General features: G+C 40.1%; 16 protein-coding genes and 2 pseudogenes. 12 read left to right on the top strand and 6 right to left on the bottom strand.

Annotated elements, in window-relative coordinates; translation table 11 throughout:
- Window positions 1-90: 90 nt before the first annotated feature.
- Window positions 91-1125 carry an IS110 family RNA-guided transposase gene (locus AC0VZ4_RS22845; protein WP_475441715.1) on the bottom strand — a complete coding sequence of 345 codons (1035 nt, stop codon included), beginning with the start codon at window positions 1123-1125 and terminating at the stop codon, window positions 91-93.
- Between the two features lie 460 nt (window positions 1126-1585).
- On the opposite strand from AC0VZ4_RS22845, the gene AC0VZ4_RS22840 reads away from it, so the two are divergent.
- Window positions 1586-2320: an HNH endonuclease gene (locus tag AC0VZ4_RS22840; protein ID WP_475441714.1), complete on the top strand. Its 735-nt coding sequence runs from the start codon at window positions 1586-1588 to the stop codon at window positions 2318-2320.
- An 81-nt stretch (window positions 2321-2401) separates the two neighbouring features.
- Here the strand turns inward: AC0VZ4_RS22840 and AC0VZ4_RS22835 are convergent, their stop codons facing one another.
- Window positions 2402-3280 carry a helix-turn-helix domain-containing protein gene (locus AC0VZ4_RS22835; RefSeq protein ID WP_475441713.1) on the bottom strand — a complete coding sequence of 293 codons (879 nt, stop codon included), beginning with the start codon at window positions 3278-3280 and terminating at the stop codon, window positions 2402-2404.
- Window positions 3281-3431: 151 nt separating this feature from the next.
- On the opposite strand from AC0VZ4_RS22835, the gene AC0VZ4_RS22830 reads away from it, so the two are divergent.
- The 5 genes from AC0VZ4_RS22830 (at window position 3432) to AC0VZ4_RS22810 (ending at window position 7909) form a co-directional block, all read left to right on the top strand.
- Entirely contained in the window at window positions 3432-5618 is a 2187-nt protein-coding gene (locus AC0VZ4_RS22830) for a TonB-dependent receptor (RefSeq protein ID WP_475441712.1), read from the top strand.
- A gap of 176 nt (window positions 5619-5794) precedes the next feature.
- Window positions 5795-6763: an IS30 family transposase gene (locus AC0VZ4_RS22825; protein WP_475442225.1), complete on the top strand. Its 969-nt coding sequence runs from the start codon at window positions 5795-5797 to the stop codon at window positions 6761-6763.
- Between the two features lie 329 nt (window positions 6764-7092).
- Window positions 7093-7347, top strand: a complete 255-nt coding sequence (locus tag AC0VZ4_RS22820; RefSeq protein ID WP_272450943.1) for a hypothetical protein — start codon at window positions 7093-7095, stop codon at window positions 7345-7347.
- Window positions 7348-7406: 59 nt separating this feature from the next.
- Window positions 7407-7661: a hypothetical protein gene (locus AC0VZ4_RS22815; RefSeq protein ID WP_475441711.1), complete on the top strand. Its 255-nt coding sequence runs from the start codon at window positions 7407-7409 to the stop codon at window positions 7659-7661.
- A 29-nt stretch (window positions 7662-7690) separates the two neighbouring features.
- A complete protein-coding gene (locus AC0VZ4_RS22810; protein ID WP_007377212.1) occupies window positions 7691-7909 on the top strand; it encodes a DUF6500 family protein in 219 nt (72 codons plus the stop codon).
- 48 nt (window positions 7910-7957) lie between these two features.
- Here AC0VZ4_RS22810 and AC0VZ4_RS22805 read toward each other — a convergent pair whose 3' ends face one another.
- Complete coding sequence (locus AC0VZ4_RS22805; RefSeq protein ID WP_475441710.1) at window positions 7958-9613, bottom strand: RluA family pseudouridine synthase; 1656 nt, start codon at window positions 9611-9613, stop codon at window positions 7958-7960.
- A gap of 321 nt (window positions 9614-9934) precedes the next feature.
- Here AC0VZ4_RS22805 and AC0VZ4_RS22800 point away from each other — a divergent pair.
- The 4 genes and pseudogenes from AC0VZ4_RS22800 to AC0VZ4_RS22785 all read left to right on the top strand — a co-directional run.
- A pseudogene (locus tag AC0VZ4_RS22800) lies at window positions 9935-10894 on the top strand (thiamine pyrophosphate-binding protein); the annotation flags it as partial.
- 93 nt (window positions 10895-10987) lie between these two features.
- Window positions 10988-12313, top strand: coding sequence for an IS4 family transposase (locus AC0VZ4_RS22795; protein ID WP_475440253.1), 1326 nt, complete (start codon window positions 10988-10990; stop codon window positions 12311-12313).
- Between the two features lie 6 nt (window positions 12314-12319).
- Window positions 12320-13099 (top strand): annotated as a pseudogene (locus AC0VZ4_RS22790) (thiamine pyrophosphate-dependent enzyme); the annotation flags it as partial.
- A gap of 341 nt (window positions 13100-13440) precedes the next feature.
- The gene (locus AC0VZ4_RS22785) at window positions 13441-13695 is read left to right on the top strand and encodes a hypothetical protein (RefSeq protein WP_475441709.1); all 255 of its coding nucleotides are present in this window, start codon (window positions 13441-13443) and stop codon (window positions 13693-13695) included.
- Between the two features lie 369 nt (window positions 13696-14064).
- Here the strand turns inward: AC0VZ4_RS22785 and AC0VZ4_RS22780 are convergent, their stop codons facing one another.
- From AC0VZ4_RS22780 to AC0VZ4_RS22770, 3 genes are all read right to left on the bottom strand, one after another.
- A complete protein-coding gene (locus AC0VZ4_RS22780) occupies window positions 14065-15291 on the bottom strand; it encodes a threonine/serine exporter family protein (RefSeq protein WP_081824600.1) in 1227 nt (408 codons plus the stop codon).
- Window positions 15292-15407: 116 nt separating this feature from the next.
- Window positions 15408-16637, bottom strand: coding sequence for a glycosyltransferase (locus AC0VZ4_RS22775; RefSeq protein ID WP_475441708.1), 1230 nt, complete (start codon window positions 16635-16637; stop codon window positions 15408-15410).
- A complete protein-coding gene (locus AC0VZ4_RS22770) occupies window positions 16634-17638 on the bottom strand; it encodes a LacI family DNA-binding transcriptional regulator (protein ID WP_008134483.1) in 1005 nt (334 codons plus the stop codon). The genes AC0VZ4_RS22775 and AC0VZ4_RS22770 overlap by 4 nt, the downstream gene beginning before the upstream one ends.
- 156 nt (window positions 17639-17794) lie before the next feature.
- On the opposite strand from AC0VZ4_RS22770, the gene AC0VZ4_RS22765 reads away from it, so the two are divergent.
- Both AC0VZ4_RS22765 and AC0VZ4_RS22760 read left to right on the top strand, forming a co-directional pair.
- Complete coding sequence (locus tag AC0VZ4_RS22765; RefSeq protein ID WP_475441707.1) at window positions 17795-18892, top strand: ISAs1-like element ISPsesp1 family transposase; 1098 nt, start codon at window positions 17795-17797, stop codon at window positions 18890-18892.
- 124 nt (window positions 18893-19016) lie between these two features.
- Window positions 19017-21479 carry a S9 family peptidase gene (locus tag AC0VZ4_RS22760; RefSeq protein WP_475441706.1) on the top strand — a complete coding sequence of 821 codons (2463 nt, stop codon included), beginning with the start codon at window positions 19017-19019 and terminating at the stop codon, window positions 21477-21479.
- Window positions 21480-21481 lie beyond the last annotated feature (2 nt).

The following is a 21481-nucleotide window of genomic DNA, read 5'->3' as shown; positions in this document are numbered from 1 at the left end:
AAACACCCACTCAGGTTTTAAAACCTATGTCTTCGACGGGCTGTCTTAAGTCGTAAACTCGGGTGTGATTGACGTGTAAAATAGGCATAATTAAGCATCCTTGCGTGTATTTTGCACAGGCTGAGGAGAGTAGAGAGTTTGCTTGGTCAGCAATACCCACATCAGTCGCGCCAATCTGTGTGCGGTGGCGACCACGACACAATTAACATGTTTTTTCTCGCGTAATTGATTTATCCATTGGCTTAGCGCATCTGTTTTATGGTGGCTTCTGGCGATAATGGCGCGCGCACCATGAATAAGTTGTTTTCGTAGGTAACTGTTACCGCGCTTAGTAATACCAGACATTTTACTTTTATCGCCTGACGCGTATTGTTTAGGTGTTAAGCCTAGCCACACCCCGAGTTCTTTTGCGTTCTTAAATGCCTGACCGTTCCCAATAGATGCCGCATAGGCTGAGGCATTGAGTACACCCACGCCAGGCATGGAGTGAAGTATTTTAGCGTTTGTATCCCGTTTAACGTGTGCAGCAAGCATCGCTTCAATGGCTTTAATGCGTTTAACAAGGGTTTTGTACTCAGTGTAAATATCACTCACCATTGTACGTAATAGTGGGCGAAGCTCAGAATCACTTTCTAACGCAATTATCCCTTGCTCAAACGCCTTAATACCGACAGGAAATACATACCCGAAATCGACCAATAAACCGCGTAATTGGTTGGTTACAGCAATGCGATTTTGTAGCAACCGCTCGCGTATTTTATGAAGCGTGAGTATTTCTTGCTGGGCTTCGGTTTTTATGGGAACGAATTTAATATTAGGGCGTAAGCTGGCTTCATAGATAGCAAGGGCATCGTTACTGTCATTTTTATTACCGCGAACAAAGGGTGTAACGTGTTGTGCAGGGATAAGGTCAACGGTATGACCGTAAGACGTAAATACTCTTCCCCAATAGTGAGAAGAATAACAGGCTTCCATCACGACGCGGCACGGTGGTGTATTTGCCATGAAGGCGTTGAGTTTAGGTCTGTTTAAGCGTTTATTGCACTCCCTTTTATGGTTAGAATTAAAGCCAGCGACTTGGAATACATTTTTTGCCAAATCAATTGATAATGTGCTAATTTTCATGGTGGAGGTTCCCTTTAACTGAGTGTGAGTTATAACCAGTTTGGCGCATTGACGCCGTTTTGGGGAGCGTCCATCTCATCACCCATCCTAAACTTTCGCGAGTATTTCATGGTGCATTAGGGAAACTGACTTCACAAGCAAGTTACTGTGAAAATTTAAACCGAAAACGGCGAGCGAATATCAGTAACTGCGAAAAGCTCCTCGCATAAGACTTAAACTACTCAGTAAAAAAGTTAAAACTGCATCATGCAGCCATTTTCATGCGTGTAATTTAGGTTTAATAGGGCTAATGACTTATTTAATAGGTGAAATGAAAGTAACCCATTGGGAAAGGTAAATTTTTAACCTAAAAAATAAATTTCATGATACAGTTTGGCTTGTATAATTAAAGTGGATGTCTAGTTTGTTTCCTTAACGAGGCGTTTATGTATTTATCGAAAATCTCAAAATCAGGTGAAAAATGAACTTAGTTGAGTCTACTGCTGAAGTAATCGAAAATGCTCGAGAATTTAGTTACATAGTTAAAGGGAATAGCATTGCTTATGACCGTTTTTCCCAGTTCTTCCATTGGTATTATTTCCCAGAGCTCAGCTTATTTGCTCCAAGTAAATTCATCGGGTACAGAAATACAACAGTTTCAAACTACGTTGGTAAAGGAAATGGCGGAGAGACTCAAGCTGTCTTAAATAAGTGGTTTTCCAAGCTAGAGGAGACATCAGAAGAGTACAAATTAGCTTCTGATGAACTACAAAAATTTGCCACTAAAATTGGCAAAAAGTTATCAGCAAAAGTGTTTAATGGAACTGGTGGTATTTATTTACTTTCCAGCCACGTTAATATTTCTTTATATCCAGATGAGACTAACGAACCTGAATACAAAGAGGGTAAGGTAAAGCAAGTTACTGTAAATGCAATCGAACGTAATCCTGAAGCTCGACGAAAGTGCATTGAATATTATGGTGCCGTGTGTAACTCATGTGATTTTGACTTTTCTGAAAAGTACGGAGCTGAGCTAGGTTCAGGATTTATCCATGTTCATCACGTATTGGATATAGCTCTTGTTGGGAAAGAGTACAAAGTTGACCCTATAAATGATCTTCGTCCACTTTGCCCAAATTGCCATGCTATGGTTCATAGAACAAAGCCAGCAATGCACCCAGAACAGTTAAGAGAAATCATCAAAAAAAATACATAATAATTAAAGTGGATGTCTAGTTTGTTTCTATGTCTAGTTTGTTTCCGTTTTATCCCTGATTGGTGCAGGCGAGTATTAATTTCATTTTACTATTTTAATTGAAACCGGATTAGGATTACTCATTGCGTTTTTTCGCCATGCACTGGGTGCTATCCCCACATGCCGGCGAAACGCGGCAGCAAACTTACTTGGGTTAGAATAACCTACTGAAGTTGCTGCATATGTTACTTTGTAACCGAGTTTAAGTAATCCTTGAGCTTGCTTCACTCTTTGTGCCGTAATATAAGAAAATGGTGTTTGTCCTGTTGAACATAAAAAAGATTTAGCGAAACTTGTTTCATCCATTTCTAACAGCTTTGCCATTTTCGCTACACTAAGATCAGATTGTAAATTTTTCGTTATAAAATCTTCTACTCTAGTTAACGCCCTATGCGTTAACCTACGGCGATTCTGAAGCCTTATGGGCTGTGAGTTTTCAAGAAAAATTCGTTTAAGTATTTGCTGTACTCCCTGCTCAAAAAAAAGAGTTGAAACACCATATATTTGGGCACTTTGCCATAAGGCCATGAGCATTGTGGAAAGGAAATCATCATTGATAGATTGCAGTGGTTTTATCCCTATAGCATTTTTGAGAAAACTTGAATGCTCAAACCAGTCTTGCTGTTCTATATTTAAGGCCAATCCAAGCATATCCACTGACGGATATTTTGAAAAGCAAGCCTCACCTGAACATACAATAATAGAGCCTCTACGCCATTCTGTTTCGATAAGTTTGTTGCCTGTACAATGCTTTACTAATCCGCCTCCGCCGAGGTTAAGCGCAATACGAATATAGGGGCTCGTTGTGGTTTCTCCTTCAAAGGCTTTGAAGGCGGAACGTACGAATATGGTTGAATCATTATCATTGCTAAAAATTTCAGCAGAATGATCGCCATAGCTGTCAATACCTTGTTTTAACATATCTACCTCAGAACATATTCTTAAACGTTATGATATCACATAAATTGTCAGGTATGGAGCATAAAGCAGTATCAGAGTGGCAGAACGTCTAGCTAAAGGATAATTTGTGCACGTTATTTTTACATCACCTTTTATACCTCTTGAGGAAACTATGAAAAAAATTATTATGCAAAGTTTTGTTGCTACTTCTGTCTTAATAGGGCTGAGCAGCGTTTGCCTAGCTCAAACTGAAAATGAGGCCGAAGTTAAAAGTGATATGGAAAAAATTGTTGTAACCGCGGCTAAACGCAATGTTGAATTTCAAAACAGTGATGCCTCCGTTACTGTATTAGGGATCAATGATATCGAACAAGCACGTTTGCGCGATTTTATTCGTATAGATGATTTAGTACCTAATGTTCAATTTAGTGAAGATGGTCAACGTGGCAATATTTTCATCACCGTAAGAGGTGTTGAGTCTAACCCATTTATTGTTAATCGCGCTGCGGTTTATATTGATGGTATTCCATTTCGGGAACTGAGTAATTCAGTGCTGAATCAAGTTGAATCAATTGAAGTATTACGTGGGCCTCAGGCAACATTATATGGCGCAAACACTGAGTCAGGTTTGATCTTAGTTAATACTAAAGTGCCAAGTGATGTAGCAGAAGGAAATATCCGTATTACTGGAACCAACTTTGAATCAGGTAGCGGTATTGGTCTTAATGGTGCTATTAGTGGCCCGTTATTACCAACACTGACGGGATCTGTTGCTTTTTCTTTAACGAACGAAGATGCATATTTGAAAAATTTAGGTTCTCCTACCGGTGAGACAGGCAATTTTAAAGAACAGTACCTACAAGGAAAGTTACATTGGACGCCAAACGACAAGCTGACAGTGAATACCATCGCTTATTGGTTAGATTTGGATGCGCCTGGAATTTTTGGCCAGCAATATGTACCGCTTAATATCGACCTTTATAACCAAAATTATGCTGATTATTTTAATGGCGGACGTCTTCTTGATGAGTGGACATATTATGAAGATGCACCTAAATACCACACCGAAAAACAAGCGATATTAGGCCTAAATGCTACATATCAACTAGATATAGGTACACTTGATTTTTCAGCATCAGGTAGCCGTATAAAAAATGTCCATAATGGGCTAGATTTCGATTTAACTGCAACGCCAATCGTGGCTGGAAAAGAGATAAATGACAAAGAAACGATTAATTTTGAAACGCGTTTTACGTCAACGAAAAGCGATAACTTTGACTACATTATTGGTGCATCTTATTACCATGGCATAGAAGATAACACTAAAGCGACTTTCATTGGTATGGGCGACTTTGATTCATATATTGCTGCACCCAAGCAACGAGGGAAGAGTGAAGATATTGGTTTGTTTGCTTCAACTAATGTGTATTTTACGTCTAAATTCAGAATGACAACGGGCTTGCGTTATGACCGTGCTAAGAGAAGCACAGTACAGCACACTGGTGAGCTGGATCTTGGTAGTGGGTCAGTGGTGGTGTATCCCGATGCAAATTTATCTAAAACCTTCGATATTTATCTGCCTCGTTTGGCGTTTCATTACAAACTGTCTGATGATTTTTCAGTGCATAGTTCAATAGCGAGAGGCTATATCCCTGGAGGCTTCAATCTTACCGCTGTTCAAGCAGGGATTGTTGATGACAGTATTATTTCTTATGACAGTGAAACATTATTGAGCCGAGAAGTAGGCTTTAAATGGCGATCTTCTGACCGAAAAATACGTGTATCAGGCGCAGTCTTCTATATAAGTTCGAACAATTGGCAGGAAATACAAATCGCCACTGATGAGTCGGGTCGTCCAATTAGCTCAGATTTCATTGCTTCACAAGCTTCTATCCGCAGTAAAGGGCTAGAATTAGAAGGACGCTGGCAGGTAAATGACGAATTTTCAATCGATGGACATGTAGGCTACGTAAATGCCGATTATCGCGATTTACAAGTTGACGAAACACTTAATGTTCGCGGCCAACCTGTTCAATTTGTACCTGAATATGATGGCGGCCTTGCTATGCGATATCAGTTCCCCGTTGGTATCTATCTTCGAGGAGAGTTAGGATTTACTGGTGAAAAGTCTCTGCGAGCGCGCGGTGATGCTGTTCAGGGTTCTACAAGGGTATTAGGTTTACAACTTGGTTATGAAGCTACGGGTTATGCAGTAAGGTTATTTGCTGATAACGTGACGAACGAACGAAGATCCAGTGGCTTGGCGATTGAAAACTTAGCATTTGGTAAAGACGGGCTGTTTTATGCTCCTTTAGATGCTCCTCGAGTCGTAGGGTTAGAGTTAGAAGCTTGGTTCTAAAGACAACACTACAACACTCGCTATGTTTAGAGCTACTTTTACATCAGACCATCTAAAATATTAGTTTAAATTTCTGATGTTATTGTTTCCTAAATGCGGATAATAAGTGCAATTTCTCAGATTAGATGGCCAGCTGTTATAATTCGGCCATTCTCTCGCCAAAGGAAATTGCTTTAATGAAATATAAACAGCTGACACAAGCAGAAAGATACCAGATTTACGCGTTAATAAAAGCAGGAAATAACCAAAAACAGATAGCTGATGAACTCACTTGTTCACCGTCATCTATCTCTAGAGAGTTAAAACGCAATAAAGGGCTTAAAGGCTATCGACCTAACCAAGCCAATAATTTTGCAGAGCAAAGACGCAAGTCATCTTTCAAAGCAAGTAAGTTAACAGATGATGTTACTGACTGGATTAATAAATTGTTGGTTGACGGACTTTCGCCAGAGCAGGTGGCAGGCCGCTTAGCTTTAGAGAAAAAGGTCGTTTTGCATCATGAAACGATTTATCAATATATTTACAGAGACAAGGCTCGTGGTGGTGAACTACATAAGACACTCACTCGTGCATGTAAAAAGTATAAAAAACGCTATGGAAGCTACGATAAACGTGGACAGATAGTTAATCGAGTCAGTATTGATGAACGCCCAAGTATTGTGGATTCAAAGTCTAGGATTGGTGATTGGGAGGGCGATACAGTGATAGGCAAAGGGCGTAAAAATGCCCTTGTTACAATGGTTGAACGTAAAACGTTATATACAGTCGTTCACAGAATTGAAAGCAAGCATGCGAAAATAACAGCCGATGCGCTGATCAAGTGTATGACACCCTATAAAGGTAAGGTTATTACCGTGACTTTAGATAATGGAAAAGAGTTTGCTCACCATGAGCATATTGCACAAAAATTAGAAGCGGATGTGTATTTCGCTCACCCATATTCATCATGGGAGCGGGGCATAAATGAGAATACCAACGGCTTACTTAGACGCTTCTTCCCCAAGGGAACTGACTTTATGTCGCTAAGTGAAGCAGAAATAAAGGCGGCAGTTGATAAGCTCAACCATCGGCCAAGAAAAACAAGAGGGTATAAAACCCCTCATGAATTATTTACGGGGCAATCAGAAGTTCTGGTGGCTGCATAATGATTGCACTTAATACTTGAATTCAAGTATCATTAACTAGCAAACTAAATGCCAAATATTAAGTTATTGTATTTTAATAAATTTAATTTAATTTTTTATTCTTTGGCTGCGATCACTGTAAATTTTACAGTGATATGAATGCAATAATTTCAGGCTTTTGCGTAGTTCAATTATAAAAGTGAGTATAAATTCCTACAGAACCTTACAAATATTTACTGGTTGTTTATTTTATTGCAGTGATAAAGTGTCAGTGTTATTTAGGTACAACCCATATATTACTTTCACACATAAATGCAGGTAGCACGTTAACTTAATAGGATAGTTTAAGGATGAACATAAAAAGCCCCGTCGCCGCATTACTACTGTGCGCTTTACTGAGTGCATGTAGTACAGCCCCGCGTTCTGACCCTAACTTATGCATTGAAGAGGCTGAAATGGTTGATCGAAATGGCGCTCAAACAAGCTCACAGGTTTACAATCAATGCATTAGCGCACAAATTAAAAAGGATGAAAAAAATGACACTTTTTTTGATGCCATCGGTACGTTCTTTTTTGAATTTTTTGCAATGGTAGTAGAAAAGTAAATAGGCTAACTTGCAGCTGTAATTTAAAGCAAATAAGTTGCGTAAAAATAGGATTATTTATGAAGCAATTATTGATAGCAATTCCACTTTTTTTATTACTAAGCGCTTGTACGGCGCAGCCTTACGCAGGCTCGGCAAAATGTATGGAACAAGCAGATATTGCATACGAAACCGATACACGTAAAAATGAGACATTAGATAATGAATGCAAAGCTGCAAAAGTAAATACGCCTAATAAAGAGCTTGAGAATCATGGCTTGGTTGATAGAAGCCTTTTACAGCTAATCGTTAGCTTTTTAAATGGCGTATTTTAATAGTAAAAATATAATTAAATAAGGTATGTATGAGGGAAGAACTAAGAGCAAAAATAATTACTGTGTGCGATAAAAAAATAGCAGCTAAAGGCGAAAATGTAGGGCTTTCTTTTTATGCATTTTTTGCCAATAAAAACGACGACCCAGAGCTACTTATGGAGGCCGCTACTTGGTGGATACACACCCATAAATTAGATCATTTTGTAAAAGCACATAAAATTAAACAGATGGTTTTAGATGGACTTTAACTAACCACCTTGCAACTATAAATATTTTAATGCTGTCTATATTAGTGCCTAAAAATCAGCAGCTACTTCAAACTCTAATCGCTCGAGCGTAATAGGGTGAGTAAATGCTAAGTATTCTGCATGTAAATGTAATCTATCGGCCTTTTGCCCGTAATGTGTGTCGCCTATAATTGGCATGTTTAAACCTAAGCTGTGCGCACAATGCACTCTTAATTGATGAGTTCGCCCTGTTTTAGGGTATAACTGTAATCGGGTAATATTGTTGTTACGCTCTAAAACCTGCCAGGTAGTAAGTGATGGCTTACCGTGTGTGTAACACACCATTTGGCGCGGTTTATCATCAAAGTCGAGCACTAAGGGTAAATCAATTACTCCGCTATCTTCAGCTACGTTGCCATTAACTAATGCGACATAACGTTTATCTATGGTGCGTTCAATAAACTGCTTTTGCAGTGCTTTGTGCACGCGTTTATTAAGTGCAATCATCAATAACCCAGAAGTTGACATATCTAATCTGTGTACAATTAGTGGCCCTGATGCCTCTGGAAACTGCGTTTTTATGCGCATATAAACTGAGTCATCAATATTAACGCCAGGTACCGATAAAAACTCAGCGGGCTTATTTACCACAAGTAAGTCGTCATCTTTATAAACAATACTTAAATCTTTACCCTGAGCTGGGTTAATAAGTAGCGGGTTATCTTCAACATCTAAACCCTTTAGCATGTGCCCAAGTATTGGTTGGCATTTACTGTAACAAGAAGGGTAGTAGTTTTTATGCTGCCTAATTGCTGATTTAGGTGCTGCTCCCCACCAAAATTCAGCCATAGCAAGTGGCTTTAAGTCATGCTTATAGGCGTATTGTAATAATTTAGGCGCTGCACAATCGCCAGCACCCGAAGGAGGAGTGTGCTCAGGTAATGCTGCAAAAATAGCATTTAAGTCTGTAGTTTCACCATTTGCATTTAAAAATTGGTACTGTGCAAAGAGCTTTTTTTGTAAGCTTTTAGAAAGCGTTTTACGGCGTTTTTTTAAATGAGTAATTTCATCAGAAATATTGATGTGTGTTTGCTGCAGTGACTCGATTATATTTTGCCAATAGGATTTAAATGCCAGCAGTTGCTTTTTTTCTACGATGCTTTGCCCTGCAAGCTTATTTTTTAACTGCTCAAAATCACTTTCGCTAAGTTCTAATTCACCTTCGGTACGTTGTATTTTTCGTTGCTGACGACCGGCTTGCATTACCGCCTGTTGGGCTAATAGCGCTTGCTGGTAGCTCTGTGTTGCATCATCAAGTTTGCTATTAACTTCAAGCAGTTGTTCGCTATTTTCTAACTGCTCAATTTGAGTATTAATATCGTTAATTATTTTACTTTGAGCCAAATAGGTATTGTCTTGAAGTTGCATGCTAGAAACAGGCGGCACAAAGCTAATATTACCTTTATCACCTTCAATTTGTCCCGAATAAGCACTTAAAAAGCCTAATTGTTGCTTAGCATTTTGCACCACTAAAACCCCAAACATTTTACCTGCGTTTTCTGCTTTTAAATGTGCTAACGTTTCAAGTTGTTGCTGTAATTGTTTAGTGGCTGCTACAGCTAATGGTTGCGGCTCGTAATAAAAAGGGAAAGTAAACTTTTCAGGAAGCGCGAGAGCATCAATATTTTGAGAAAATAATGTAAAGCAAGAAGCAGAATTTGACATAGAAGTAAGAGAAAAGCATTCAGTAAAATAATTGAGCGCATAATAACATATTCATAGTTAAGCCACTAAAAATCTCGCACCCGCATATTCATAAACACTTTAAAGCGGACATTCATGTTTTATGTATCAGTATGGGGGTGCAGCAAACCTAGTAGTAACGTTTGTTAGTAAAGTCTCAGTAGCAATATATCTATCATTATCAAAATATTTAAGCTAATCGATTCTCAATAATTGAGCGCATTTCGAAACGATGACTTACCTGGTAGAGCAGAGGCGAAAAACCAATTTACAGAATAACTGAATATTTAGGAGTTCTATATTATGAGTCAAAATCTCGCAAGTTTTATCACTAAAACCCTCGAACAAGCGGGCGTAAAACGTATTTGGGGAGTAACTGGCGATTCACTTAACGGCATTAGTGAAAGTCTGCGAAAAATGGGAACAATTGAATGGTTAGGTACGCGACATGAAGAAGTTGCCGCATTTGCAGCTGGTGGCGAAGCCCATTTATCAGGCGAGCTTGCGGTGTGTGCGGGTTCTTGTGGGCCGGGTAACCTTCATTTAATTAATGGCTTATTTGATTGTCAGCGCAATAATGTACCAGTATTAGCAATTGCCGCACATATTCCTTCATCTGAAATTGGCAGTAGTTATTTTCAAGAAACCCATCCGCAAGAATTATTTAAAGAATGCAGTGTGTATTGTGAAATGGTGTCGAGCCCTGAGCAAATGCCGTACCTGCTAGAAACCGCAATGCGACAAGCAATATTAAACAAAGGCGTGAGTGTACTTGTGCTACCTGGCGACATTGCATTAAAAGATATGCCTAAAGCTATTAAGCCAAAATGGAACGTGCCAAAGCCAGCAACTTATACCCCCGCTTTATCTGATATTGAAGCAATGGCGACTCATCTTAATAAAAGTAAAAAAGTAACCTTATTGTGTGGTGCTGGTTGTAAGGATGCCCACGACGAAATTGTTGCGCTAGCCGAAAAATTACAAGCGCCAATTGTGCATGCCATGCGCGGTAAAGAATTTATTGAATACGACAATCCTTACGATGTTGGTATGACCGGATTTATTGGCTTTGCATCGGGCTATCATGCAATGCAAGAAGCCGATACGTTATTAATGATTGGTACTAGTTTTCCTTATCGTGCTTTTTATCCCGAAAATACCACCATATTGCAAATTGATAATCAGGCTGCGTCACTCGGGCGACACGTGCAAATTGACTGTGGCGTGTTAGGGGATACTAAAAATTCAGTGACCACACTGCTTAATGCCGATCAGTTAAGAAATATTTGACGATCCATTGACCGATCTTCTGGTTAGTTTATAAAGGCTTCTGAATTTATTCAGGAGCCTTTTATTTTGCAACTCACTACCGCACTTTCTCTTGCCAATAGCTACGCACCCAATTCAGAAGGCTTAGGTCAACTGAGTGATTTTTTATGTCCTGAGTTTATCAAACAATGCGCTGAAACCGCTGGTGTCGCGACGATAAGGAAAAGAAGGCTTCCTGTTGAGATGGCCGTTTGGACAGTCATTTGTATGTCGTTTTATCGTGAAGACCCACTGTGGAGTATTGTCAGTAAATTAGGGCTCGCTTTACCAGGTAAAAAAGAACTCGTTGCACCCAGTGCGGTTGTACAGGCTAGGCAGCGGCTTGGGGCTGATGCCGTTAAACAGGTTTTTGAGAAAAGTCAGCAAATGTGGAATGCTGATGCGAACCATCCCACATGGTGCGGGCTATCACTACTGGGTGTTGATGGTGTTATTTGGCGCACACCGGATACTGCTGAAAATCAACATGCATTCTCCGTGTGGAAAAATCAGCATGGTGACACGGCTTTCCCTCAGGTTCGCATGGTGTGTTTGATGGAGTTAACTAGCCATTTATTAATGGGGAGCGCCTTTGATAGTTGTCGTACTAGTGAAATGGTGTTGGCTGAAGACTTAATCGAGGCAACACCCGATAACTCACTGACGTTATTTGATAGAGGCTTCTATTCTCTAGGCTTACTCAATCGTTGGCATCATGCTGGGGAAAATAGGCATTGGCTTCAACCGATGAGAAAAGGCACGCAATATGAAATTGTTCGCTCTTTAGGTCGTCAAGACAAACTTATCAAGCTAAAAGCAACAGCACAAGCGAGAAAAAAGTTCGACGATTTACCACAGAGCATTGAAGTCAGGCTAGTCACAAAAACGGTTAAGGGGAAAGAGGTGAATATACTCACTTCACTGACTGATCCAATGCGTTTCCCTAAGGCTGACATTGTTGACCTCTATAGTGAACGGTGGGAAATTGAACTTGGTTATCGAGAAATGAAACAAACGTTACTGAATAGTCACTTCACGCTACGCAGCAAGAAACCTGAGATGATAGCGCAAGAATTATGGGGCGTAATGTTGAGCTATAACTTGCTCCGATATCAGATGGTGAAAATGGCGCAGAAAAAGTCTGGAATATATGCAAAACACCTGAGTTTTACGACGTGTGCTATTAGTATTATTAACCTTATTCATACAATGTTTATAGAAAATGCAGGACGGATACCTAAATCAATAGAGCAATTACAAGCTCAAGTTGAACATCACATATTACCGATAAAACAGGAGCGGGCGTATCCGAGATGTGTGAAACCAAAACCCAGTAAATACCCCAATAAAAAACGCCAGTCAGCTGTTAACTGACTGGCATTAACCACACTGCTTGATTATATTAAAGGTGAACGGAGCAGTTCGCACTTACAAAAATGTGTTAAAAATTACAAAGAGTCTCGACAAGATCTTGATGAACTTGCCAGTGGCAAAACCTCGCAAAATTTAATTCACCCGCAATACCTAACACGTTTACTCAACGAGCAAGCGACTGACGATGCTGTTTTTACTTGTGACGTAGGTACGCCAACAGTGTGGGCTGCGCGTTATTTATCAATGAATGGAAAGCGTCGCTTAATTGGCTCGTTTAATCATGGCTCTATGGCGAATGCGATGTCGCAGGCAATGGGGGTTCAATCTGTTGATAGAGATCGCCAAGTCATTGCAATGTGTGGTGATGGTGGCTTTTCGATGTTAATGGGGGATTTAATCTCACTTAAGCAGCTTAATTTACCAATAAAGATTGTTGTTTATAATAATCGCTCACTCAGTTTTGTGGCTATGGAAATGAAAGCCAGTGGGTTTTTATCAAGCGATACCGATTTAGAAAACCCAAGTTTTGCTAACATTGCACAGGCCTGCGGCTTAAAAGGGATTCATGTGGATGACCCTGAAAAATTACCATCGGCAATGAACGAGATGATGAACCACTCAGGACCTGTTGTTTTAGAAGTCGATACTGCAAAACAAGAGCTTTCAATGCCACCGCAAATCAAATTAGAGCAAGCAAAAGGCTTTAGTGTTTACATGATGAAGGCGCTGATAAATGGCAAAGGTAACGAAATTATAGAGCTTGCCAAAACTAACTGGTCACGCTAAGTGAGTTACTTCCTTATTGAGTATTTTGGCTCAATAGGGAAGTATAAAGCAATAATGTTCTCTATTATTTGCTATTGCAAAGGTATACCTTTCATGTAACGTAAAAAACGTCTGACATACTTTCTTAAATATTAATAAACCATAGTGCTCCCTTGTAACTTGTTGAACTAAAAGTAAAATAATATGAAGTTTGTATAGGGTAGGTAATAGTAATAACCTATAAGGTCAGTTACGTGTTTATAAAAGTAGGTATAGAGCGTTGATTAAAAGTGAAGACTTTTCTTTAGCATGGCGCTGGATTAGGTGATTTTTCTAAAGATACACTAAATAAACTCAATCCATTGAGTGAAGATCAAGCAAGAGCATTAATTGCCACCACACCCATTAACTTTCCGGTTGGAGCAAAAAGATTCGACTCCACAGAGGGGAGTGAATTAACACACCAATGGTTAAAGGGCTTAGTAAATGATTCGCAAACAGTAACAATTTGCTGGGATCAAGAAACAGCGCTTACCCTACCTTGGATAGTTTTTTGTGATCACTGGGATGATTTTTGCTATCCATCAAGTGATGACATAAATCTGTATTTAACCTGAACTCTGGTTAAGAGATTTACTAAAATATTGAATCATAGTGATATTTAAATTTATTTTCTCTAGCCAGAGATTTTTAGTGAAAACAAGGCGAATTTACGCGTCAATAGCTGGCCTATTGCAAGTAAATTCAACGCAGTTAGCGCTGAAAATAGCTGCTTGAGATAGATTTATTATCCAGAGTTCAGGTTATTTAGAAAGCGCTGAACTGTTTTTACGTTGGAATCACTATGAGGTTTTTGAGTTTGACTCAAGTGCAATGTAATGAGCTAAAACACTTAGCATTGGCCTCAATTGCTACTTGGTAGTTGTTTTTAGTTTAACGTTTTACTCGCTTTACTCAATTAAAGTAAAGCGAGTGCTCAGTATCACTTACAAACTCTTTTTAGGCGGTAGGGCGACGTTTGCAAATATTAGCCCTGCAACAAGCGACATAAATATTAAAAACGTTTGCTGGCCTATATGCTCTGCGTATATAAAGTCTTGGCCTTCAATGAGTGAGTTTAAGCCAATATAGGTTTTGCTACCTGGTACTAATACAATTAAGCCTTGCATGGCCACAATAGAGGCCGGCGCATTAGCAACGCGGTTAAACAAGTTACTAAATATACCCACCGATAAAGCACCTACAAACGTACCTAACGTGTAATCAAGGTACATAGCCGAGCCAATACTGGTGCCATAAGCTATAAACCCTGATGCAATAGACCAAACTGCGTGCTTAAGTTTGGTTCTAAAAATAACGATTAAGCTGCTACAAAGTAAAAATATGGCCAGCCATGCTGTCCACTTTGGTAATGGTTCAGGTTGTACAAAGTCAGCTTGCCCAAAGAGTGCAAAGCCAATGCCTATACCAATAAAACCGCCAAAATAGAGTTTAAATAACAGCATAAACGAGTCCATTACTCGCGCAGTACCAGAGACTAAATGCCGTGCTGCCAGCTCTGCTAAACCAAGCGCAAGTGCTAAACCGGGTATAAACACAATAATGGCTGAAAGTACCACCAAGCGTATGTTTATTTCGGGCGTTATGTACACGCTTACTGCACATGCAAGTATTGCCGATATTATGGCAACTAATGGCTCAAGCATATGGGCAACACGTTTTGAGCGTCCAGACCAAAGTACGAACACATAAACAACCAAAGTAAGTAGCGATGACCAAATAACATCAGTCCAGCTAGTACCCATTAACATGGCAAACGCACCACCAGAAGTTGCAAAGGCAACGCCCGTAACAAGTTTATTGTATGGGTTTGGCATGTCGTAAATAGCATCTAACTGGGCGTCAACTTCTTGTAAAGTTAACTTGTCGTCAAGCATTTGGTTTACAAGGTCGTCGGTATCGGCAAGTGAGCCTAAATCGTGATCGCCAGGGTCTACACGAGCAACATGGGTATACTCGTCTTCGTGGCCATCAGTCCAAATAACAAACGTTACCGAAGTTGGCGACATAACAAACGACGATTTAAGTCCTAAATAGGTAGCCACTTCCATTAGGTGGGCTTCTAGGCGGTAAGCAGGCGTACCATACTTGTGAAGCATTTTACCCAATTTAACGATAAATTTGCGTTTTTCTGTAAAGGTTGCAGTTTTCAAATCTTTTTGGACCAAATATTGCGATAACTAAGCTAAAAATATAGACAATACAGCTAAAACTGCCCACGTTTGATGGGCGCGATTTTAAACACTAATTGGTGTGTGTCTAGTCATTTTTAATCTAATTTTTTATTTTTTTCAGCTATCCATTGCGACATGTATTGAGTGCTGCGCATTGTATGATGTTTGAGCATTTGGCCTGTAAAGTTTTTTTCGCGATGAGCCTTTAAATCGCTACTTATTGAATCGATTTTTTTAATTAACGCAGTGCTCAATTGTGCTTTATCGTAGAGCGTATTAAGGAGTGTATTGCCATCTTGTTGTGCTTGTTCAAAGTCACTTTGATTGTTGTACATTTCAACAGCTGCATCAGCAAAGTCATCGGCGGTGTTGGCTATTTTACCAGGCCATGGTAAATCGTTATGCATGCCCTCTGCGCCAATATTAGTGGTAACGCTGGGTGTTTGCATAATCATGGCTTCAAGTAATTTACCTTTAATCCCTGCACCAAAACGAAGTGGTGCTAAACATACACGTGCGCTTTGCATTACATCAAACGCATTATCGGCCCAGCCTTTTATTAAAAACCCTGTTTTAGGGTTATTTAGTGCCGTGGCTTTTGGTGGTGGATAGGAGCCATAAATATGTAGTTCTGCTTTTGGGAGTTGCTTGCGAATAAGTGGCCATATTTTTTGTAAGTGCAACACGGCATCCCAGTTTGGCGGGTGTCTAAAATTGCCTATGGTCATAAAATGTTGGCGCTGCTCAAACGTTTTTGTACTTGCAGGTAATGAGCTTAAATCGACCATAAATGGTAAATGGTGCAATAAGCTTGGCTCTATTTTAAATACGCTGCTTAGTAAACGCATTTCATAGCTTGAAATAATTAAGTTTAAATCGCAGCGTAAAATAGCGGCGATTTCGCGTTTTGCTATGTCTGAGTGTAAATCGCTGATTGTAAACTCACGCTCACCTTTAAACGCTTCGTGACGAGCGTTACGCAGACATTGTAAATCTTCGGTATCTAAAATTTTAATCGCATGAGGGCAATGTTTATCGACGCGCCAGCCAAATTGTTCTTCCATCATAAAACGGTCAAACATGACTATATCTGGGTTATAGGCTTTAACGTATTCGTCAAAGCTATCGCAGTTTAGTGCAATGCTTTGGCTGGTTATGCCAAAAGCGTCAAGGTTTACCATGTGCTCTGTGCGCTGCGCGGGCGTTGCAAATTCAACGTCCCAGTTTTGCGCTCTAAAAGTATTTAATAACGACATCATGTGCGTTCCCGCAGCAGATGAATTTGGTTCTGGCCATACGAAACCAATTACCAGCACTTTTTTCATTGGCTAGAATCTCTAATTAGTGAGTTTACATTTACCAGTGTTTTTACTGGCGGAGCTGTGTTTTGTAGCAATTCTTTGAGTACTAGGTGACAACGTTTAGCAATGTCATGTGTGTTAATTACAACGGTGCTTAAGCTGTAAGGCATAACGCTATAATAAGGTAAGTGGTAGCAGCTCGCTATTTTTATATTGTTATTGGTTGGTATGTTAAGCGTCTGTATTGCAGCAAAAACACCTTGTGCAATTATATCATTTTCGCATACAAGGGCGCTTAACTGAGGGTGTTTTGCGTAAGCTTCAATAAATGCATTTTTAGCACTAAGCGCTTGGTTTTGACTGCATGATATGGCTACCAAAGGCGTAACGCCGTGCTGTGAGCAAGCAGTATTAAAGCCACTTTGAAGTGCTTGAGAGTCGCTTAGCGTTAGCTCGCTTCCTATAAATGCAATATGTGTAACGCCTTGTGCAAGCAAATGCATGCTGGCTACGTGGCTGGCTTTTTTATAATCGGGAAGTACGCATGGCGCTGCGCTAAAGGGAACTTCTCGCATTAAGGTCATTACTTTTTGCTGTGCGCTGAGAGTATCGAGCCATTTGGCACAAGTATTAGCAACAGGGCAAATAATAAATGCGGCGGCGTTGTATTCTTTTAAGTTTTTAACCGCGTTTGTTTGCAGCTCAAGATTATTATTACTACTTACTATCATGGCTTGTAAGTTATTTTCGTTTAAAATACGCTCAAGGTTAGTCGCGAGTTGCGCCATATACGGATTAGTTAAATCGTTTATTACAATAGCGACTAAGTTAGAGCGCCTTGAGCGCATAGCTGCTGCATCGCGATTGTAAATGTAGCCTAGTTCGTCAATGGCTTTTAGTACTTTTTGTTTACTTTTTTTGCCGACTTTATCGCTTTGAGTAAGCACCAAGGATACGGTTGACTTTGATACACCAGCAAGATCTGCAACATCAAAAATAGTGACTGATTTAGCTCTGTTCTGCATTGTACTTAAAGTGCCGAAATAGTGAATAAATAGCGCAATAGTGTAGCTTAAATAACACTATTAAGTCATCTATTGGAATACCAGGGCGGGATCACACTTTGTAAATAAACAAATTTTATGATCTAATACCATAAATTTCATCACCTTAAACTTATTATGTCACTCTTCTCACATTTAGAACTCGTCAAAGATAATCGTTTACATATAAATCAGCACCATAACTTAGTTGATGTGCTTTTTCTTATTATTACTGCCGTTACATCAGGGTGTGAAAACTGGCAAGACATTGAAGTCTATGGCGAAAGTAAGCTTAATTGGTTAAGAGGATTTCGTTCTTTCAAAAATGGCATACCCACTCGACATAGTATTGCTCGGATTTTTAGAACCGTTGATACTGACTCATTACTACTCGCGATGTATAGCTGGGTCAATCAAAACCGCGTTAAGTCAGCGCATCCTGTCATTGCCTTCGATGGCAAAACTATTCGCGGAGCAAGTAAACACATTGCTGATAAATTACATCTCGTCTCAGCATTTGATTGTGAAGCAGGTCTCACATTATTCCACCAAACAGTTGGCAGTAAGACGAATGAAATACCGGCAGTTCGGGATTTATTGAAAATACTCGATATCAATAACACCGTCATTACACTTGATGCTTTGCACTGCCAAAAAGAAACGCTAAAACAGCTAATTAGCAGACATGCAGATTATCTAGTGCAAGCAAAGGGTAATCAAAAGAAACTTTATAGCGCGATTCAAGATGCATTTACACACCAGTATGAATCTGAAAACTCAGAGATACTTAGTCATGTAACACAAGATGAAGGGCATGGGCGAAAAGAAGTACGCACGATAGATTGTCTTGATGCGCGTTTATTACCGAGTGAAATTAAAGAGAGCTGGCCATCAGTTAGAACAATCGTTGCGGTGCAGCGAGAGCGAACGAAGGGTAATAGAACGAGTATTGACACACATTACTACCTAACATCGTTGACAGACAATATATTGATAAGTAAAGCAATAAGACAACATTGGCTGATAGAAAATCAGCAACACTGGATACTGGATGTCGTATTTAAAGAAGATGCCTGTCAAATACATGAGCCATTAAGTGCGCAACATATGGCACTATTTAGACGCGTCGTTAGGAACATGATAAAGCAGCATACGAAAAGCAAGGGGTCAATAAGAAGTAAGTGTGTAAGAGCTTGTTATGATGATGCTTTTAGAGAAGAACTTCTTTTTGGTTAACATTTCTAACAAAGTATGCTCGCGCCCTGATTGGAATACTTTAAACGAGCTTAATGCTTTATGAACAAAGCAAAACGTGTTTATATACGTTTATAAAAGTAAAAAATAACAAAAGGATAAAAACATGAACGCTTTTAGGCTGTTAGTTGCCTTTATTTGTTGTGTTGCATTATTGCCAGCAAGTTATGCAGAACAAGGGTATCAAATGCCCTCACCAGAGCTTGCAGCTTTGGTTGATGCTAAATTAGCCCCCACTAGTTACTTGTCGAGCGATGGTCAGTGGCTTGCATTATTTGAACGCAAACGAGTGGTAACACTTGATGAGCTTGCAAAAGAAGAGCTTAAGCTTGCAGGGATTAAATTGAACCCAGCTAATTTTTCGCGTTCTCGTGTGAGCGCTAAGTTTAGCGCTGTTGAACTTAAACATGTTCGCACTGGTACAGTGATTAGTATTAATAATTTACCACGCGGTATTATTCGCTCTCCTCAGTGGTCGTCTAACAGCAAGTATTTAGCGTTTATAGTTGAGCAACCTAGCCAAGCAAATTTATGGCTTTACAATGTTGAAACAAAACAAGCAAAAGAGCTTTCAAGTGCAGCACTCAATTCAGTAATAACAGCAACTCCCTACGAATGGTTACCTGACAGTAGCGCCATAGTGGCAAACTTGGCGGTAAATGTTGGTAAACCTGCTTTGCAAAACGACAGTCAAAATGTAGTGCCTGTTATTCAACAAAGCACTGGCGAAAAAGCGCCCGCCCGCACTTATCAAAATCTATTAACAAGCCCATTTGATGAAGCGCAGTTTAAATTTTATGGCTTAGGTCAGCTGGCTTACATAACACTTGATGGTAATGCCCAAGCAATTGGACGTCCTTCTTTATTTAAAGCGTTTTCGATATCACCTGATTCGACAAATATATTGGTTGCAGGTATTAGCCAGCCATTTTCGTATCAAGTACCGTACAGCCGTTTTGCAAGCACTTGGCAAATATGGGGCATGCGCGGTTATGTTTTAGCCGAACTTGCAAAGCAACCTCTTGCCGATAATATTCCGCAAGGTTACGACAGTGTTCGCACTGGCCGCCGTGATTTTGAATGGCGAGCCGATCAAGGCGCTGAAGTTATTTGGGCGCAGGCGCAAGATGGCGGCGACATGAAAACCGACGTTGAGCACCACGATTATCTTTACAGCTTACGTGCACCATTTAAACGCGAGCCTAAATTGTTTGCCAAAGTAGAGCGCCGTTACGCGGGAATGGAGTGGAGCAACGAGAACATTGCAATGCTGACAGATTGGCGCTTTAGTGATCGCCAAGTACGTACTTACATCGTACAACCACGAAATGCCGACAGAAACCGCGTTTTATTTTCAGAGCGTAGTTATAACGATGCGTATAAAGATCCAGGTAATGCAATTTACGAGCGCAACGATTTAGGTGTTAACGTTATTAAGATTGTAGGCGGGCGTTATATTTACCTGCGCGGTAATGGCGCTTCAGAGCAAGGTAATGTGCCGTTTTTAGATAGGTACGATGTTAAAACAAATAGCAGTAAGCGTTTATGGCAATCACAAGCGCCATACTACGAGCGCGTACGCGCACTGCTTGACGACGAAGGTGAGCGATTTATTACTATTCGTGAATCTAAAACTGAGCAACCTAACTTTTTTATACGCGATTTAGATAACGACACGCTAACGCAGTTAACGACATTTGAGCATCCGTACCCTGCATTTAAAGGGGTAACTAAAGAGCAATTACGTTATAAGCGCGACGACGGTGTTGAGCTTTCTGGTACGCTTTATTTACCACCAGGGTATGACAAAGCACAAGGCCCGTTACCGGTACTTATGTGGGCTTACCCACTTGAATACAAAGATAAAGCGGTTGCATCGCAAGTACGCGAATCGCCTTATGCATTTACCTACATTGGTTATTGGGGCCCAATGCCTTACCTTGCCAAAGGGATTGCCGTGTTTGACGACCCTAAAATGCCAATAGTGGGTATTGATGGCAGCGAGCCAAACGATAACTTTAGAAAGCAGTTAGTATCAAGTGCGCAAGCAGCTGTTGATGTATTGGTTAAAAAAGGCATTGCCGATAAAGATAAAATTGCCATAGCAGGGCACTCGTATGGTGCATTTATGGTTGCTAACTTATTGGCTCATAGCGATTTATTTAAAACCGGTATTGCCCGCAGTGGCGCGTATAACCGCACATTAACGCCGTTTGGTTTTCAAGGAGAAGAGCGTGATTTTTGGCAAGCACAAAGTGTGTACGCTAATATGTCGCCGTTTTTCCATGCTGAAAAAATTAACGAGCCAATGCTAATGATCCACGGCCAAGAAGATCCTAATTCAGGAACCTTCCCAATGCAAAGTGAGCGCATGTACGCAGCCCTAAAAGGTTTAGGTAAAGATGCTCGCTTAGTAATGCTCCCTTATGAAGCACATGGTTACCGTGCGCGTAAAAGCTTATTGCATGTATTGTGGGAACAAGAACAGTGGTTAGATAAGTATTTGTTAAATGATACAGCAAAGCCAGTAGAGGTCATTACTGAACCAATGGTAAGTGCTGGGAAATAGTA

The organism is Pseudoalteromonas sp. QJM3NY_22, assembly GCF_056173065.1.
Note: the sequence above shows the minus strand (reverse complement) of the source record. Positions and strands in the feature narration are given on the sequence as shown.

What these genes read in the sequence shown, in the direction of transcription:
- AC0VZ4_RS22845 (WP_475441715.1), bottom strand. Translation starts at nt 1,125, where the DNA reads ATGAAAATTAGCACATTATCAATTGATTTGGCAAAAAATGTATTCCAA.
- AC0VZ4_RS22840 (WP_475441714.1), top strand. Translation starts at nt 1,586, where the DNA reads ATGAACTTAGTTGAGTCTACTGCTGAAGTAATCGAAAATGCTCGAGAA.
- AC0VZ4_RS22835 (WP_475441713.1), bottom strand. Translation starts at nt 3,280, where the DNA reads ATGTTAAAACAAGGTATTGACAGCTATGGCGATCATTCTGCTGAAATT.
- AC0VZ4_RS22830 (WP_475441712.1), top strand. Translation starts at nt 3,432, where the DNA reads ATGAAAAAAATTATTATGCAAAGTTTTGTTGCTACTTCTGTCTTAATA.
- AC0VZ4_RS22825 (WP_475442225.1), top strand. Translation starts at nt 5,795, where the DNA reads ATGAAATATAAACAGCTGACACAAGCAGAAAGATACCAGATTTACGCG.
- AC0VZ4_RS22820 (WP_272450943.1), top strand. Translation starts at nt 7,093, where the DNA reads ATGAACATAAAAAGCCCCGTCGCCGCATTACTACTGTGCGCTTTACTG.
- AC0VZ4_RS22815 (WP_475441711.1), top strand. Translation starts at nt 7,407, where the DNA reads ATGAAGCAATTATTGATAGCAATTCCACTTTTTTTATTACTAAGCGCT.
- AC0VZ4_RS22810 (WP_007377212.1), top strand. Translation starts at nt 7,691, where the DNA reads ATGAGGGAAGAACTAAGAGCAAAAATAATTACTGTGTGCGATAAAAAA.
- AC0VZ4_RS22805 (WP_475441710.1), bottom strand. Translation starts at nt 9,613, where the DNA reads ATGTCAAATTCTGCTTCTTGCTTTACATTATTTTCTCAAAATATTGAT.
- AC0VZ4_RS22775 (WP_475441708.1), bottom strand. Translation starts at nt 16,637, where the DNA reads ATGAAAAAAGTGCTGGTAATTGGTTTCGTATGGCCAGAACCAAATTCA.
- AC0VZ4_RS22770 (WP_008134483.1), bottom strand. Translation starts at nt 17,638, where the DNA reads ATGCAGAACAGAGCTAAATCAGTCACTATTTTTGATGTTGCAGATCTT.
- AC0VZ4_RS22765 (WP_475441707.1), top strand. Translation starts at nt 17,795, where the DNA reads ATGTCACTCTTCTCACATTTAGAACTCGTCAAAGATAATCGTTTACAT.
- AC0VZ4_RS22760 (WP_475441706.1), top strand. Translation starts at nt 19,017, where the DNA reads ATGAACGCTTTTAGGCTGTTAGTTGCCTTTATTTGTTGTGTTGCATTA.